The following is a 14,222-nucleotide window of genomic DNA, read 5'->3' as shown; positions in this document are numbered from 1 at the left end:
CCAGGACCGATGCTCAGGAACCAGCTCCCAGAAAGCTCTCTCGACGCTCCGCCGTACCCGCGGCCGGCCTCCGACACCCATACACCCCTCCAGGGCTAGGTGTTGCGACCACCGCATGAACCCAAGCGGCGTGTCGGCTGCGGAACGTCAGGGACTATCCGCCCCACCCACGGGACGGGGAGCAGCGGGAGGCATCCTGGGAGGCGTGGACGAGCGTGAGCAGGCGGAGCGGCTGAGCACCGAGCTGGCGGACTGGCTCGACGGGCTGGGTCTGCTCCCCCACCTGGCCGAGGCCGGGCTGCCGACGGTGGAGCGCACCGCCGCGGGCCAGGCGATCTGGCGGGATCGGGACGGCATGCCACTGACCCCGGAGCGGCTGCGCGAGCTCGAGACCGAGCTGCGCGGCCAGGGCGAGGACCCGGCCCACGCCGTGCCGGTGGGGCTGCTCCAGGTGGCCCGCCGGGCCGAGACCCGCGCGCGGCTCCTGGCCAGCCCGACCCACGACCACGCGTCGCTGGCCGCCGTGCGCGGCACCAGCGAGAACGCGACGCGGTTCGCCGTGACCAAGGCCGGCAACGAGCGGCGGATGCTGGTCGTGCCGTCGCCCGAGGGTGGCGGGGCGGTGCTCGTCCCGGCGTTCCAGCTGGGCGAGGACGGCGGGGTCCGCGAGGAGCTGCTGGCCGTGCTCGAGCCGCTGCTGGCCGCCGGGGGCGACCCCTTCGCGGTGTGGGCGTGGCTGACCCAGCCGGCCGCGCTGCTGGGCGGGCAGGTGCCCGAGCAGGCCGCCGCCGACACCGACGAGCACGACCTCGTCGTCACCGCCGCCATCCACCTCGGCGAGCGGCTGCGGGCCACGCCCCGCTGAGCGGGTACGACCCACCGTATTCGTGGTTCCGGCTGCTCGGAACCACGAATACGGTGGGTCGTACCACGGTCACCGGAGCCGCCCACCCCGATCGACAGGCCCGAAGGACGGGCCGGGTCAGGCCACCTTCACGACGGTCCGGCACCCACCGGAGGTGCCGACCTTGTTGACCCTCAGCACGAAGGTGTCGGTGCCGTTGGTGTTGCGGCGCCACCGGTCGATGTCGACGTCACCGCCGCGGTCGTCGTCATCGTCGTCGGCGGTGGCCCGGGCGACGGTGCGGACGAACCGGTCGCCGTCGTGCTTCATCACCACGCGCCAGCGCGAGCCGCGGGGGGCGTCGTCGATGTCGGCCTCGACCTCGTAGCCGCCGTCGTCGGAGTCGACCGACAGCGAGAAGCGGGCACCGTCGCAGCGGCCGCCGCGCTCCTTCTCCACGGCGGAGGCCGGCGACGCGGCGAGCACGGCGAGCGGGGTGGCGAGCAGGCCGGTGGCCACGACGGTGGCCAGGCCGGCGCGCAGGGACGGCTTGCGGAGCTGGGGCTTCTTCACGGTTCTCTCCTCCTGGTGGGCGCCGGGCCCGTCGCCCGACACCCAGGACGATCCCGGGCCGGCGTGAGCCGCCCGTGAGACCTCCATGGGAGACCTCTCATCCGCGCCCCGGCTCCTCACCCGAAAGGACCTGACCGGTTGGGGAGGATGTGGCGCATGGACGTCGCGCTCTCCCTGGTCGGAGGAGTGCTCCTGGTCGCGGTGATCATCGCCGTCAACGGCTACTTCGTGGCCCAGGAGTTCTCCTACATGGCCGTCGACCGCTCGCGGCTCAAGGCCCGCGCGGACGACGGCGACAAGGCTGCCCGCCGCGCGCTGAAGATCACCGAGAAGACCAGCTTCATGCTCTCCGGTGCCCAGCTCGGCATCACCGTGACCGGCCTGCTCGTCGGCTACGTGGCCGAGCCGCTCATCGGCTCCGCGATCGGCGAGGTGCTCGGCGGGGTCGGGGTGCCCAGCGGCGTCGGCATCGCGGTCGGCACCGTCGCCGTGCTCGTGGTCGCCACGTTCACCCAGATGCTCTTCGGCGAGCTGTTCCCGAAGAACTACGCGATCGCCCGCCCCTACGAGACCGCCACCGCGCTCTCCGCCTCCACCCGCGTGTACATGCGCACGATGGGCTGGGCGATCCGGTTCTTCGACGCCTCGTCCGCCCGCCTCGTCCGCCTGCTCGGGTTCGAGCCGGTCGAGGACGTCGAGCACTCCGCCAACATCCACGACCTCGAGCGCATCGTCTCGGTCTCCCGCGAGTCCGGGCAGCTGCCGCCGGGCCTCTCGCTCGTGCTCGAGCGGATGCTCGACTTCCCGCAGCGCCACGTCGACCACGCCCTGGTGCCGCGCAGCCGCGTCGACAGCGTCCCCGCCGCCGCGACCCTCACCGAGGTGCTCGCCGAGATGGAGGGCGGCCACTCCCGCTACCCGGTGCTCGACGAGGACGGCGACGTGGTCGGCGTCGTGCACCTGGGCGACGTGCTCGCCCGCTCGATGGCGGTCGTCGGCGAGGGCACCGACCCGGGCACCGTCACGGCGGCGGACGTGGCGCGGCCGGCGGTCGTCGTCCCGACCCTCATGACCCTGCCGCACGCTCTGGAGGCGATGGCCGAGCGGCACGACCAGCTCGCCTGCGTCATCGACGAGTGGGGCGGGTTCGCCGGCATCGTCACCGCCGAGGACCTGCTGGAGGAGGTCGTCGGCGAGATCACCGACGAGCACGACGAGCCCGAGGACCCGCACCTCGTGCCCGACCCCGACGGTGTCGAGGGCCGCTGGACGGTGCGCGGCGACGCCCCGCTGGACGAGGTGGAGCGCGAGATCGGCGTCGAGCTGCCCGAGGGCGCGGCCCGCACGGTGGCCGGCATGGTGATCGCGGCCCGCGGCGCCCTGCCGGTCGAGGGCGAGCACGTGGACGTCGAGCTGCCGCTGGACCCCGTGGAGCTGGCCCACGACGACGACCCGCCGCGCCGCCTGCTGCGCGCCACCGTGCTCGAGGTGACCCGCTACGTGCCCGCGCAGGTCCGGGTCGAGCTGGTCGCCCCCGAGGGGCTGGACGCCGAGGACCTCGACGAGCCGCTCGACCCCGTGCCCGCCGACCAGGCCCAGGTCTGAGCCCCGACCCCCGCTAGGAGAAGACCCTCATGGACGGTTGGATCGCCCTCCCCATCACGCTGCTCATCCTCGTGGCCAGCGCGTTCTTCGTCTCGATCGAGTTCGCCACCATCGCTGCGCGCCGCACCCGGCTGGAGGCCGAGGCGGTGCACAGCCGCGCGGCGCGCGCGGCGCTGCGCAGCTCCGGCGAGGTGTCCGTGCTGCTGGCCGGCACCCAGCTCGGCATCACCGCCTGCACGCTGGCGCTCGGTGCGGTCACCGAGCCGGCCCTCGAGCACGCGCTGGAGCCGCTGCTGCACGCCCTCGGCCTGCCCACGGGCGTGGCCTACGTCGTGGCGTTCGCGCTCGCGCTGGTCGTCGCCACCTTCCTGCACCTCGTGGTCGGCGAGATGGCGCCGAAGTCCTGGGCCATCACCCACCCCGAGCGCTCCGCGATCATGTTCGCGGTGCCGATGCGGGCGTTCATGTTCCTCTTCCGCCCCGCCCTGCTGGTGCTCAACGAGGCCGCCAACGGGCTGGTGCGCAAGTGCGGCGTCGAGCCGGTCGACGAGGTCGCCATCGAGCAGAACCCCGAGGACCTGGAGCAGCTGGTGCTGCACTCCGCCGAGGCCGGCGACCTCGAGGCGGGCTCGTCGGAGCAGCTGCGCGGCGCGCTGGCGACCACCCGCCTCACGGTGGCGGAGGTGGCGCGGGCCCGCGACCTCGTCACCGTGCCCGCGGACGCCGACGTGGCCGACGTCCACGCCGCGAGCCTGGACTCGGGCCACCTGCGCATCCTCGTGGGCCCCGCCTCCGACCCCGACGGCGTCGTCCACGTGCGCGACACCCTCACCGCCGACCCCGACGAGGGCATCGACGGCTTCGTCCGCGACCTGCACGTGCTCGACGGCGGCGCCACCGTGCTCGACGCGCTGGAGGACCTGCGCCGCGCCGGGGCCCAGATCGCCCGGGTCGTCCTCACCGAGGGCCAGCACGGCCGGGACGGGGCGGGCGACCGCGTCGCCGTCGTGACCATCGCCGACCTGCTGGCGCGGGTGATGCCGGCGTCGGCCGCGGCCGAGGAGGGGGCAGAGGAGGCGGCGGGCGTCTGAGCCGCACCCGGCCTCACCACATCCTCACCACATCCTCGACACGCACGACGGCCCCCGCCGGTGGCGGGGGCCGTCGTGCGTCTGAGCGGCGTCGCGTCAGTTGGTGATCGAGGTGCCGAACTCCTGGGCGCACGCGTCCCTGGCGGACTGGTCGTCGCCGGCGGAGGCCACGCAGTCCTGGAGGTTCTGGAAGTCGTCGGACTGGAACACCAGCACGCCCACCACGATGACCGCGACGGCGACGAGCATGCTCACCAGGCCGAGGAGCCAGCCGATGACGGCCATGGCCCGGCCGGTGGCGCGGCCCTTCTTCGCCTTGCTGGAGGCCACGAGGCCCAGCACGAGGGCGATGAGGCCGCCGAGGAGGCCGCCGATCACCGTGAGGGACGTGAGCAGCGCCAGGATGCCGACCGCGAGGGCGGCGATGGCGAGGCCGGGGCCGCCCTTCTTCTCGGTCGGCGCGTAGGGCTGCTGCGGGGACTGCTCGGCGGGGGTCTGCGGGTACGCGGACTGCTCGCCGTAGGGGTTCTGGTCGCCGGTCATGGGTCGCTCCTGGTCCAGGTGGGTGCCGGGCCGGTCTGCCCGGGCCGCGCTCCGGGCGCGGTCGGTGCCACACAGCGTGCCCAGCCGGGCGCGGCGCAATCCTCACCCCGCGGGTGGGCTGGTCAGGAGCCCGTCTTGACCCGCCACAGGAGGTAGGCCTCGATGGCCAGCGCGCCGGCGGCGACGAACGTCGCGGCGAGGTTCAGCAGCCACCCGGTCACCGCCAGGCCGCGACCCGTGGCGCGGCCTCGGCCGGCCAGCCACGTCCCCCGGGCCCCGAGGCCGGCGCCGACGACGCCGAGCAGGATGGCCGGCAGGCCCGCCCAGGACAGGAGCAGGGCGACGGCGCCCACCGCCAGGGACGCGATGCCCCAGCCCGGGCCGCCGAGGGGCAGCGGCCCGTCCAGGTCCCTGTCCGGGGTCTGCTCGCTCACGGCCCCGAGAGTAGGGCACCGCCCGGAACGGTGAGATCGCCCCGGCTCGGACGGGGCAGGCTCGGGGCATGCCCGACCTCGACCTGGACCTGCCCGGCACCGACCGCGAGCTGGTGCTGCGGCACCGCTACGAGACGCTGTCGACGATCAACGACCTGCTCATCGCCGTCTGGTTCATCATCGGGTCGGTGCTCTTCCTGCGGGAGGCCACGACCCTGGCCGGCACCTGGCTGTTCATCGTCGGGTCGGTGCAGCTGGCGGTGCGCCCGGCGCTGCGGCTCTCGCGCCGCGTCCACCTCACCCGGCACCGGGCGCGCCACGGGGGGGCCGCCGCCGACCACGCGTCCGCCGACGACTTCTGAGCAGCGCCCCTCAGTCCATGACGAGGCCGAGGAGCCGGTCGAAGGCCCGGTCCGGCAGGACGGCGCGCAGCGCCATGAGCGGCTTGGCCCCGAAGCCGATCGCGTAGCGGGTCCGGGGTCGTCGGGCGTCCAGGGCGGTGCGCACCGCGCGGGCGACGACCACCGGCTCGGAGAGCTGGTGCCCGGTGTAGCGCTGCCGCATCCCGTCGGCGGCGTCCTGCGCCCGGGCCGTGTAGGCCCCGGACGGCGAGCCCGGCCCCGAGGCCTCGGCGAGCCCCTCGGCGGCGATGGTGCCCCACTCGGTGCGGATGCCGCCGGGCTGGATCACCACGACGTCGACCCCGAACGGCGCCACCTCGAGCCGCAGGCAGTCGGAGAAGCCCTCGAGGGCGTGCTTGGTGGCGTGGTACCAGGCGCCGAAGCCGGTGTAGATGCGCCCGCCCATCGAGGAGATGTTCACGATCGTGCCGCTGCCCTGCGCCCGCATCGTCGGCAGGACGAGCTGGGTGACCCGGGCGAGGCCGAACAGGTTCACCTCGAACTGGCGGCGCGCCTCGTCCACGTCGACGTCCTCGACCGCGCCGTAGGAGCCGTAGCCGGCGTTGTTGACCAGCGCGTCGAGGCGTCCGTGCCGCTCCAGGACGCCCTCGACGCAGGCCCGCACCGAGGCCTCGTCGGTGACGTCGAGCGCGGCCACCTCGATCCCGGCCTCGGCGAGCGCGGCCATCCGCTCGGTGCGGCGGGCCGCGGCCACGACCGTCCAGCCGTCGGCGGCCAGCAGGCGGGCGGTGGCCTCGCCGATGCCGGAGGAGCCGCCGGTGACGAGGACGACGCGGGCGGTGCCGGTCTCTGCGGGCGCTGCTGCGGGGGTCGTGGCCATGCCCGCAGCCTAGGCCGCACCGCCGCCCCCGGCCGGTGCGTGAGGAGCCTCTCGACGGGAGCCACCCGCTCGGGCCGCGCGCCCACGACGCGGCGCTCCTAGGATCGAGACGTGTCAGCGCAGCACCCCCGGCGGAGCCGGCCGTCCTGGCTGCGTCCCTCGTGGCCGCGGCCCACGTGGCGGTGGGTGGTGGACGTGCTGCGCGGCTTCGTCGTATCGTTCCTCGCGCTGACGATCAGCCTCTGGGTGCTGCCCGGGCCGCAGGTCACCCAGGGTGCGGAGTCGGTGGCGATGCTCGCCGTCGGCGTGCTCGTGGTGGGCGCCCTGCTGCGTCCGCTGCTGGTGCGGCTCACGGTCATGACCGGCCTGGTGGGGCTCCTGCTGGCCGGGCTGCTGACCCAGGCGGTGGTGATGTGGGTGGCGCTGGCGGTGATGCCCTCGGTCGACCCCTTCTCCTGGCCGGAGGTGCTGCTCGCCTCGTGGGGCGCCACGGTGGCTGCGGCCGCGGTGAACTGGGTCGTCGACGCCAGCGGCGACGAGGCGTTCCTCGGCCAGGTGCTGCGCCGGGCCGCGCGCGGCTCGACGACCCCCGGCTCCGCCGGCGCGGGCCTCCTCGTCGTGCAGCTGGACGGGCTGCCCGAGCCGCTGCTGCGCCAGGCGGTGGTCTCCGGGGCGGTGCCGACCGTCTCGCGGTGGCTGCGCTCCGGGGAGTACCGGCTGCGTCGCTGGCACACCGGCATCCCGTCCACGACCCCCGCGGGCCAGGGCGTGCTGCTCCACGGCGACGCGACCTCGGTGCCCGGCTATCGCTGGTGGGACAAGGAGCTCGGCCGGATGCTCGTCGTGAGCAAGCAGTCCGACCTGGCCGTCCTCCAGCCGCGGCTGGAGGCCACGTCCGGTGGCCGCGGGCTGCTGGCCGACGACGGCGCCAGCGTCTCGGTGCTCTTCTCCGGGGACGCGGCCCACCGGTACCTCACGGTCAGCGACTCCGGCATCCCGCGCACGGGCCGGGCCGCGGGCGCGTTCGCCACCAGCGGCACGGGCTTCCTGCGCTCGGTGACGCTGTTCGTCGGCCAGCTCGTCACCGAGCTGTGGCAGGCCCGGCGGCAACGGGTGCGCGACGTGCAGCCGCGGGTCAGCAGGCTCGGGGCGTTCCTCTTCCTGCGGGGGCTGACCACCGTCGTCCTGCGTGACCTCAACGTCTCGATCGTGGCCGAGGAGATGACCGCCGGGCGGCGGGTCGTGTTCGTCGACTTCGTGGACTACGACGAGGTCGCCCACCACGCCGGCCCCAGCCGGCCGGAGTCCACGCGGGTGCTGGAGAACCTGGACCGCGTGCTCCAGCTGTTCGACGCCGTCGCGGCCCGCACCGACCGGGCCTACGAGGTCGTGGTCGTCTCCGACCACGGCCAGGTGCAGGGGCCGACGTTCGAGCAGGTCACCGGGCGCAGCCTGGAGGCCGTCGTCCTGGACCTCGCGGGGGCCGCGTGCCCGCCGGCCTCCCGCGAGCAGGGAGGCGACGAGCGGATGCTGCCGGCCTCGATGCTGCTCTCCGGCGGCTCCCGCAGCCAGCAGGCCGCCGCCCGGGCCGCCACCGGCGCCGCCCGCCTGCGCGACCAGCGCGCCGCCCGCCAGGCCGAGCGACAGGCGAGCGGGAGCCTCGACGCGCCCGCGCTGGTCGTGGCCGCCTCGGGCGCCCTGGCGCACGTCTACCGCACCGACCTGCCGGGGAGACTCACGCACGACGACCTCGCCGGGCTGCACCCCGCGCTCGTCGACGGCCTGGCCGCGCACCCGGGCGTCGGGCTGGTCGTCACCCGCACCGGCGACGGCCTGCGCGTCACCGGCGCCGACGGGTGGCGGCTCCTCGAGGGCGGCGTGCTCGGGCCGCACGTGCACGGCGGCGCCGGGGCCGACCCGCTCGCCCCGTACGGCCCGCTCGCCGCCGCGGACCTGCTCGAGCTCGAGGCCAAGGACGGGGTGGGCGACCTCGTCCTGCTCGGCGCCTGCGACCCCGTGCTCGGCGAGGTGATCGCCTTCGAGGAGCTGGTCGGCAGCCACGGCGGCGTCGGCGGCGACCAGACCGAGGCGGTGCTGCTGCACCCCTCCTCGTGGGACCTGCCCGACGGCTCCCTGGCCGGCGCCCCCGGCAACTCCCGGGGCGCCGCGCTCAGCGGCACCGACGTGCACGCCGCCCTCGTGCGTCGCCTCGAGCAGCTCGGCCTGCGCGAGGAGCGGCAGGAGCGCCGCTCCCCCGCCACGGAGCCGGTGGCATGAGCGTCCCGCTGACCTGGTGGGGCCACGCGTCGGCCACCGTCGAGCCGGGCGGTGCCCGGGTGCTGCTCGACCCGGTGCTCGACGACCGGCTGCACCACCTGCGCCGACGCACCCCGACGCCGGGCCCCGAGGCGCACGTGGCCGACCTCGTCCTCCTCTCCCACCTGCACTCCGACCACTTCCACGTGCCCTCCCTGCAGCGGCTGTCGACCGGCGCCGTCGTGCTCGTGCCGGACGGCGGCCAGGCGCTGCTGCGCGACGGCCGGCGCCGCGGCGCGCTGCCGGGCTGCGAGGTGCGTGGGGTGCGGCCGGGCGACGTCGTGGAGGTGACCACCGCGGCGGGCGTGCAGGTGCGCGTGCGGGTGCTGCGCGCCGACCACGACGGCCGCCGGCTGCCGCTGCGGGGCGCCGCCGCGGGCCCGGCGATCGGGTTCGTCGTGGAGGCCGGCGGGCAGCGGGTGTGGTTCCCCGGCGACACCGGCTGGAGCGAGCGGCTGGTGCGCGACCTGGAGGCGCTGGACCCGGTCGACCTGGCCCTGCCGCCCATCGGCGGCTGGGGTCCCAGCCTGGACGTGGTGCACCACCTGGGTCCGGTCGAGGCGGCCCGGGCTCTCGCGCTGCTGGGCGCCGACGCCGCCGTCCCCGTGCACTGGGGCACCTTCTGGCCGGTGGGCCTCCAGCCGCTGGCGCCGGGGGTGTTCCGGCGGTTCTTCACCACGCCGGGGGCGCGGTTCCTGGACGCGGTGGACGAGCACGCCCCCACCACCCGGGCGGTGCTCGCCCGGCCGGGCGTCAGACTGGTGCCGTGACCCCGCTCCCGGCCGCCGCATGATCGACGAGGTGACCCCGCTGGCGCTCCTGGTGCTGGCGGCCGTCGTCGCGTTCGGCGCGGTGGTGCCGGTGGTGCCCACCGGGGCCGCGGTCTCGGCGGCCGCCGTCCTGGCCGTGGACGCGCACCTGTGGGAGGTCCTCCCGGTGATCGTCGCCGGCGGCGCCGGCGCCTACGTGGGCGACCTGGTGGTCTACGGCGCCCTGCTGGTGGCCGGCACCGGGCTGGCCGAGCGGTTCGGCTGGCTGGAGGAGGGCACCGCCCACGACCGGCTGGCCGTGCTGAGGACCCGGATCGAGGCCCACGAGCTGCGCACCCTGCTGGTCTCCCGGCTGGTGCCGGGCGGGCGGGTGCCGGTGCTGCTGGTCGCGGCGCTGACCGGCTACCCCTGGTACCGCTTCGCCTCGGCCGCGGTGGGCGCCGCGGGCCTGTGGGCGCTGGTCTACGCGGGCGTGGGGGTGCTGGGCTCGCTGCTGCCGCACCGCGAGGTCGCGCTCGTCGCCGTGGTGGTCGCCGCGCTCGTGCTGAGCTCAGCGCCGGGGCTCGTCCGTCGGCTCGTCGAGCGGCGGCGCGAGCACGTGCTCCGGACGCGCGACGGCCGCGCCGACCCCCGAGAGGGCTGACGCGGCCGCCGATCCTGCGGACGTGGGGCCCGACTCAGAAGGCCCCCACGCCGTTCGGGGTGCCCAGGCCGGTCGGGCCGTCCCAGCCGGTGCGGGCGGTGCACAGCTGGGCGGTCGAGCAGGTGCCGTTGCTGCCCGAGGTGACGTCGTTGAGCAGCTCGGGGTGGGCGTAGGGCTTGGCGTTGGCGTAGCCCGAGGTGTCGCCCGAGAGCGCGTAGACCGAGGCGATGATCGGCGCGGACTCGCTCGTCCCGCCGAACTGGCCCCACGTGGAGGCGCGGCGCGAGGACGGGTAGTAGACGGCCAGGCCGCCCTCGCTCGGGTCGGCGGCCGCGGCGACGTCCGCCATCGCCCGGCCGGAGCAGCCGGTGTCGTAGCCCGCGGCCGCGGCGAGCGCGGTGTTCTGCGAGCAGCCGGACCCGGCGCCGTCCCAGACCGACTCGCTCCACCCGCGGGTGGTGCCGGGGGCCTGGACGAGCGAGGTGCCGCCCACCGCCGTCACGTACGAGGACGAGGCGGGGTAGCTGCCGCCCTGGTAGCCGTTGTCGCCGGTGGAGGCCGTGACCGCGATGCCGGGGTGGTCGTAGTAGGCGCCGTAGGTCGAGTCGGGGGCGTCCGAGCCGCCGTAGGAGTTCGAGATGGCCACGACGCCCGGCAGGGACGCCGCGGTCTGCACGGCGGTGCCGAGGTTGGCGAAGGAGGCGCTCTTGGCCTGGACGACGACGATCTTGCAGTCAGGGCAGGCCGCCGAGACGGCGTCCACGTCGAGGGCCTGCTCCTGCGCCCAGCCGACGTCCATCCGCGGCAGGTTCGACCCGCCCGTCTGGTCCATGATCGTGAGGCAGCCGCTGGCGGTGGTGCACGCCGGGAGGCCGAACTCCGAGCGGTAGGTGGCGAGGTCGGCCTCGAGGTTGTCGTAGCCGTAGGCGTCGATGATCGCCACGGTGGCGCCGCCCGAGGAGAGGCCGGTGAGGCCGTAGGCGTCCTGGAGGCCGGACGGGGTCAGGCCGGTGGACGGCGGGGCGGAGAGCTGCGGGGCCCGGCCGGCCGCGTCGACCAGCTTCTCCGCGTGGCAGGTGGCCTCGCCGAGCGGGGTCCGGGACGCGCAGACGCGCTGGCTGTGCAGCAGGCCGGTGGGCGAGGGGTCGGCGTCGGCGTGGGGCGCGAGGCCCACCAGCCCGGTGACGACGAGGGACGCCGCGCCGAGGACGGCGGCGGACAGAGTTCTTCTCACGAGATGTCGCTCCTGGAGTTCACGGCCCGAGATGCTCGGAACACAGTTGACAGTGGCAACTGTGTAGCGGCCGCAGCATCTCCGCGTCCAGGGGTGCGCGAGTAAAGGTTGCTGTGCGCAACGGTTGTCACGCGCAAGAAACTCCTGTGAGACCTCCCGCTCAGCCGGTCCTCAGGAACGTCCTACCCGAGCAGCGACTCCACGACCTCCCGGGGCCGCTCGAGCACGGTGAGGTGCCCCGTCCCCGGCAGCACCGTCACGCGGGTCGGGGCGTGCGCGGGGCGCAGCGCGGCGATCTGGGTGGCCCGCTCGGGCGGGGTGTCGGTGTCCTCGTCGCCGAAGAGCAGGTGGACCTCGCGGGGGAAGGCGGTGACGACGGTGGCCGTGTCGTGGCGGGCCGCGATCGCGCGGGCCGTCCAGGCCACGCCGTCGGGGTCCGCCCTCTTCACCAGGTCGCGCACCAGCGAGACGAGCGCGGGCTGCTCCCGGTGGGCCGTCGGGCCGAGCGCGGCCTCGGGCACGTCGGCGAGGCTGCCGGTGCTGTGCTCGCGCTCGAGCGTCGCGGCCGTCTCGCGCCGCAGCGCGGGCCGGTCGGGCTCGATGCGCCACGGTGTCGTCGAGGCGAGGACGAGGCTCTCCACCCGGTCCGGGCGGGTCCGGGCCAGCTCGAGGGCCGCGTAGCCGCCGGTGGAGATGCCGAGCACCCGCGCCCGCGGCAGGTCGTGGGCGTCCAGCACGGCGGCCAGGGCGTCCCCGACCGCCTCCATGCTCGGCTCGGTGCCCGGGCGGGGGCTGCGACCGAGGCCGGGGAGGTCGGCCACCAGCACCCGCTCGCCGCGCCCCAGCAGGGCCGGGGCCAGCCGGTCGAAGATCGCCGAGGAGAGCGGGAACGCGTGCAGCAGCAGCCAGGGCACCCCGCCGGACGGCTCCGGGCGCGCCGCCGACCTCAGCTCCTCGGACCAGACCTCAGGCACGCTCACGACCCCCAGCGTGACCCGGGTCGTCCCTCCTCAGCAGGTCCGACCGGGTGGGCCCCACCGGACGCACCGGTGGTCGAGCGGCGTCAGGCGGAGGCGCGGTCCGGCCGGCTCAGGCCCCACGCGGCCACGGCCGCGAGCACGCCGACGCCGATGAGCGCCGCGACCGCGAGCACGACTCCCGGCCACGCGCCCCCGTGCCAGGCGAAGCCGAGCAGGGCACCGAAGACGCTGGAGCCCGCGTAGTAGGTCATCACGTACGAGGCCGACGCTCGCCCGGGGGCGGACGGCAGCAGCTGCGGCGCCCACCCGGAGGCGGTCGCGTGCGCGGCGAAGAACCCGGCGGTGAAGACGACGAGCCCGACGACCACGAGGGCGAGGCTGCCCGAGAGCGTGACCAGCAGGCCGACGAGCATCACGGCGGCGCCGGCGAGCAGCACGGGCAGGCGCCCGACGCGGTCGGCGAGGCGTCCTGCCGTGGCGGAGGTGACGGTGCCGGCGAGGTAGGCCAGGAACGCGAGGCCGGCGATCGCGGGGCTGAGGTCGAACGGCGCCGAGGTGAGCCGGTAGGTGAGGAAGTTGTAGACCGCGACGAACCCGCCCATGAGCGCGAACGGCACGACGACGAGGGCGACGAGCGCCGCCACCCGGTTGCGGCCCAGGCGGGCGCGGCCGGTGGCGTCGGGGCTGAAGCGCACCGGCTCGGGCAGGAGCACCCAGAACAGCGCCATCGCGGCGAGCGCGAAGACGGTGAGCGCCACGAGGCCACCGCGCCAGCCGGCGAAGTCGGAGACCAGCGAGGTCAGGACGCGGCCGGAGACGCCGCCGATCGTGTTGCCGGCGACGTAGAGGCCCATCGAGGCCCCGAGGCCGGCCGGGTGCACCTCGGTGCCGACGTGACCCATCGCGGTGCCCAGCACGCCGCCCAGCGCCGCGCCGAGCACGAGCCTGGCCACCACGAGCACGACGTAGGACGGGGCCAGCGCGCACGCGATCGAGGCCAGCGCGGCGACCACGAGCGCCACCCGGATCACCCGGACCCGGCCCTGTCGCTCGGCCAGCGCCGCGGCCGGGGCGGTGCACAGCGCGAGGGCGCCGGTGGAGACCGAGACGGTCAGCGCGGCCTGGGTGGCGTCGACGCCGAAGGCGTCGGTGAGCATCGGCAGGAGCGGCTGGGTGCCGTAGAGCAGCCCGAAGGCGGCCAGGCCCGCGAAGAACATCGCCTGGTTGAGCCGCCGGAACCCCGGGGTGCCCGGGCGGTGCCGGGGGTCCCCGTCGGGGTGGCCGAGGGCGTCCTCGGCACGGGTCAGCAGGCTCACTCGGTCAAGACTGCGCTCACGGTCGGTGCACAGCCAAGCCGATGTGAGATGTCGGACGCCGCGCGCGGCTCACGACTTCGGCGGCAGCGTGGCCACGAACGCCACGCCGACCTCGACCCAGGAGCCCAGGTCCTCGTCCGAGACCAGGCCCGCCGCGTCGACCAGCAGCCAGCCGGGCATGGCCCGCCCGCGCATCACCATCGGTGCCGCGTGCGAGCCGGGCACGCACAGCGCCACTGCCTGCTCGGGGTCGCAGCGCACCATCAGCCCTCCGCCCGAGGAGGCGGCCACCGCCATGTGCCCGCCGATCATGAAGCCGAGCCCGCCGAACATCGCGCGCGTCGTCAGGCCGGGCTCGTCGTCGAGGAGGTCGCGCAGCCGGTCCGCCAGCACGGGGTCGTAGGGCACGGACCTCAGTCTGCGGCGCGGGGCCCGGCCTGTCACGTGACCCCCTTCACGCCGCGCGCGGGCGCCGCTAGCTGTGATGCCCAGCCAGGTTGTTCAGTCTGGTGATGGGGGCGGCCTTGCCGATTGCTGAGTGGGGCCGGTGGTGGTTGTACTCGTGGACCCATGCTGGCAGGGCCGCGAGTCGGGCTGACTCGGAGTTGTAGAACTTCTTGAATGCCCAGCC

The 14,222-nt window shown here is 75.4% G+C and carries 16 protein-coding genes; 7 read left to right on the top strand and 9 right to left on the bottom strand.

The genetic code is table 11. From position 1 onward, the window contains the following. Positions 1-205: 205 nt before the first annotated feature. The gene (locus tag M8330_RS21100; protein ID WP_250828951.1) at positions 206-865 is read left to right on the top strand and encodes a hypothetical protein; all 660 of its coding nucleotides are present in this window, start codon (positions 206-208) and stop codon (positions 863-865) included. Positions 866-982: 117 nt separating this feature from the next. Here M8330_RS21100 and M8330_RS21095 read toward each other — a convergent pair whose 3' ends face one another. Next, a complete protein-coding gene (locus M8330_RS21095; RefSeq protein ID WP_250828950.1) occupies positions 983-1,417 on the bottom strand; it encodes a hypothetical protein in 435 nt (144 codons plus the stop codon). A 156-nt stretch (positions 1,418-1,573) separates the two neighbouring features. Between M8330_RS21095 and M8330_RS21090 the strand changes: the two genes are divergently transcribed. Together M8330_RS21090 and M8330_RS21085 are read left to right on the top strand one after the other, a co-directional pair. Then, the gene (locus M8330_RS21090; RefSeq protein WP_250828949.1) at positions 1,574-3,022 is read left to right on the top strand and encodes a hemolysin family protein; all 1,449 of its coding nucleotides are present in this window, start codon (positions 1,574-1,576) and stop codon (positions 3,020-3,022) included. A 29-nt stretch (positions 3,023-3,051) separates the two neighbouring features. After that, positions 3,052-4,113 (top strand): CNNM domain-containing protein, encoded by a 1,062-nt coding sequence (locus M8330_RS21085; RefSeq protein WP_250828948.1) that lies wholly within the window; start codon positions 3,052-3,054, stop codon positions 4,111-4,113. A 96-nt stretch (positions 4,114-4,209) separates the two neighbouring features. Here M8330_RS21085 and M8330_RS21080 read toward each other — a convergent pair whose 3' ends face one another. Then, positions 4,210-4,656, bottom strand: a complete 447-nt coding sequence (locus M8330_RS21080) for a hypothetical protein (RefSeq protein ID WP_250051050.1) — start codon at positions 4,654-4,656, stop codon at positions 4,210-4,212. Between the two features lie 122 nt (positions 4,657-4,778). After that, the gene (locus M8330_RS21075) at positions 4,779-5,090 is read right to left on the bottom strand and encodes a hypothetical protein (RefSeq protein ID WP_250828947.1); all 312 of its coding nucleotides are present in this window, start codon (positions 5,088-5,090) and stop codon (positions 4,779-4,781) included. Between the two features lie 68 nt (positions 5,091-5,158). Here M8330_RS21075 and M8330_RS21070 point away from each other — a divergent pair, with 68 nt between their 5' ends. Next, positions 5,159-5,452 carry a YrhK family protein gene (locus tag M8330_RS21070; RefSeq protein WP_250051052.1) on the top strand — a complete coding sequence of 98 codons (294 nt, stop codon included), beginning with the start codon at positions 5,159-5,161 and terminating at the stop codon, positions 5,450-5,452. A gap of 10 nt (positions 5,453-5,462) precedes the next feature. Here M8330_RS21070 and M8330_RS21065 read toward each other — a convergent pair whose 3' ends face one another. After that, positions 5,463-6,332: an oxidoreductase gene (locus M8330_RS21065; RefSeq protein ID WP_250828946.1), complete on the bottom strand. Its 870-nt coding sequence runs from the start codon at positions 6,330-6,332 to the stop codon at positions 5,463-5,465. A 111-nt stretch (positions 6,333-6,443) separates the two neighbouring features. Between M8330_RS21065 and M8330_RS21060 the strand changes: the two genes are divergently transcribed. From M8330_RS21060 to M8330_RS21050, 3 genes are read left to right on the top strand one after another with little or no spacing between them, the layout of a single operon-like run. Beyond that, positions 6,444-8,609 (top strand): alkaline phosphatase family protein, encoded by a 2,166-nt coding sequence (locus M8330_RS21060; RefSeq protein WP_250828945.1) that lies wholly within the window; start codon positions 6,444-6,446, stop codon positions 8,607-8,609. Continuing rightward, the gene (locus M8330_RS21055) at positions 8,606-9,418 is read left to right on the top strand and encodes an MBL fold metallo-hydrolase (protein WP_250828944.1); all 813 of its coding nucleotides are present in this window, start codon (positions 8,606-8,608) and stop codon (positions 9,416-9,418) included. Before M8330_RS21060 ends, M8330_RS21055 begins: the two co-directional genes overlap by 4 nt. A gap of 19 nt (positions 9,419-9,437) precedes the next feature. Beyond that, positions 9,438-10,061 carry a DedA family protein gene (locus tag M8330_RS21050; protein ID WP_250051059.1) on the top strand — a complete coding sequence of 208 codons (624 nt, stop codon included), beginning with the start codon at positions 9,438-9,440 and terminating at the stop codon, positions 10,059-10,061. 34 nt (positions 10,062-10,095) lie between these two features. On the opposite strand, the gene M8330_RS21045 is transcribed toward M8330_RS21050, so the two are convergent. The 5 genes from M8330_RS21045 to M8330_RS21025 all read right to left on the bottom strand — a co-directional run. Further along, positions 10,096-11,295: a S53 family peptidase gene (locus M8330_RS21045; protein ID WP_250828943.1), complete on the bottom strand. Its 1,200-nt coding sequence runs from the start codon at positions 11,293-11,295 to the stop codon at positions 10,096-10,098. 182 nt (positions 11,296-11,477) lie between these two features. Next, positions 11,478-12,275 carry an alpha/beta fold hydrolase gene (locus tag M8330_RS21040; protein WP_250828942.1) on the bottom strand — a complete coding sequence of 266 codons (798 nt, stop codon included), beginning with the start codon at positions 12,273-12,275 and terminating at the stop codon, positions 11,478-11,480. 83 nt (positions 12,276-12,358) lie between these two features. Continuing rightward, a complete protein-coding gene (locus M8330_RS21035) occupies positions 12,359-13,591 on the bottom strand; it encodes an MFS transporter (protein ID WP_250828941.1) in 1,233 nt (410 codons plus the stop codon). Positions 13,592-13,660: 69 nt separating this feature from the next. Next, positions 13,661-13,999 carry a TfoX/Sxy family protein gene (locus M8330_RS21030; RefSeq protein ID WP_250828940.1) on the bottom strand — a complete coding sequence of 113 codons (339 nt, stop codon included), beginning with the start codon at positions 13,997-13,999 and terminating at the stop codon, positions 13,661-13,663. A 67-nt stretch (positions 14,000-14,066) separates the two neighbouring features. Continuing rightward, positions 14,067-14,222 (bottom strand): integrase core domain-containing protein (locus M8330_RS21025; RefSeq protein ID WP_250828437.1); only part of this gene is annotated, 156 nt, incomplete at its 5' end.

The sequence above is a fragment of the Nocardioides bruguierae genome (genome assembly GCF_023656415.1).
In the GTDB taxonomy this organism is placed as follows: Bacteria; Actinomycetota; Actinomycetes; order Propionibacteriales; family Nocardioidaceae; genus Nocardioides; species Nocardioides bruguierae.
The sequence above is the reverse complement of the archived record's forward strand: the minus strand, read 5'-3'. Positions and strand labels throughout refer to the sequence as shown.

Excerpts from the sequence above, each read along its gene's own strand:
- M8330_RS21090 (WP_250828949.1), top strand. The coding sequence starts at position 1,574 with ATGGACGTCGCGCTCTCCCTGGTCGGAGGAGTGCTCCTGGTCGCGGTG.
- M8330_RS21085 (WP_250828948.1), top strand. The coding sequence starts at position 3,052 with ATGGACGGTTGGATCGCCCTCCCCATCACGCTGCTCATCCTCGTGGCC.
- M8330_RS21080 (WP_250051050.1), bottom strand. The coding sequence starts at position 4,656 with ATGACCGGCGACCAGAACCCCTACGGCGAGCAGTCCGCGTACCCGCAG.
- M8330_RS21070 (WP_250051052.1), top strand. The coding sequence starts at position 5,159 with ATGCCCGACCTCGACCTGGACCTGCCCGGCACCGACCGCGAGCTGGTG.
- M8330_RS21065 (WP_250828946.1), bottom strand. The coding sequence starts at position 6,332 with ATGGCCACGACCCCCGCAGCAGCGCCCGCAGAGACCGGCACCGCCCGC.
- M8330_RS21055 (WP_250828944.1), top strand. The coding sequence starts at position 8,606 with ATGAGCGTCCCGCTGACCTGGTGGGGCCACGCGTCGGCCACCGTCGAG.
- M8330_RS21050 (WP_250051059.1), top strand. The coding sequence starts at position 9,438 with ATGATCGACGAGGTGACCCCGCTGGCGCTCCTGGTGCTGGCGGCCGTC.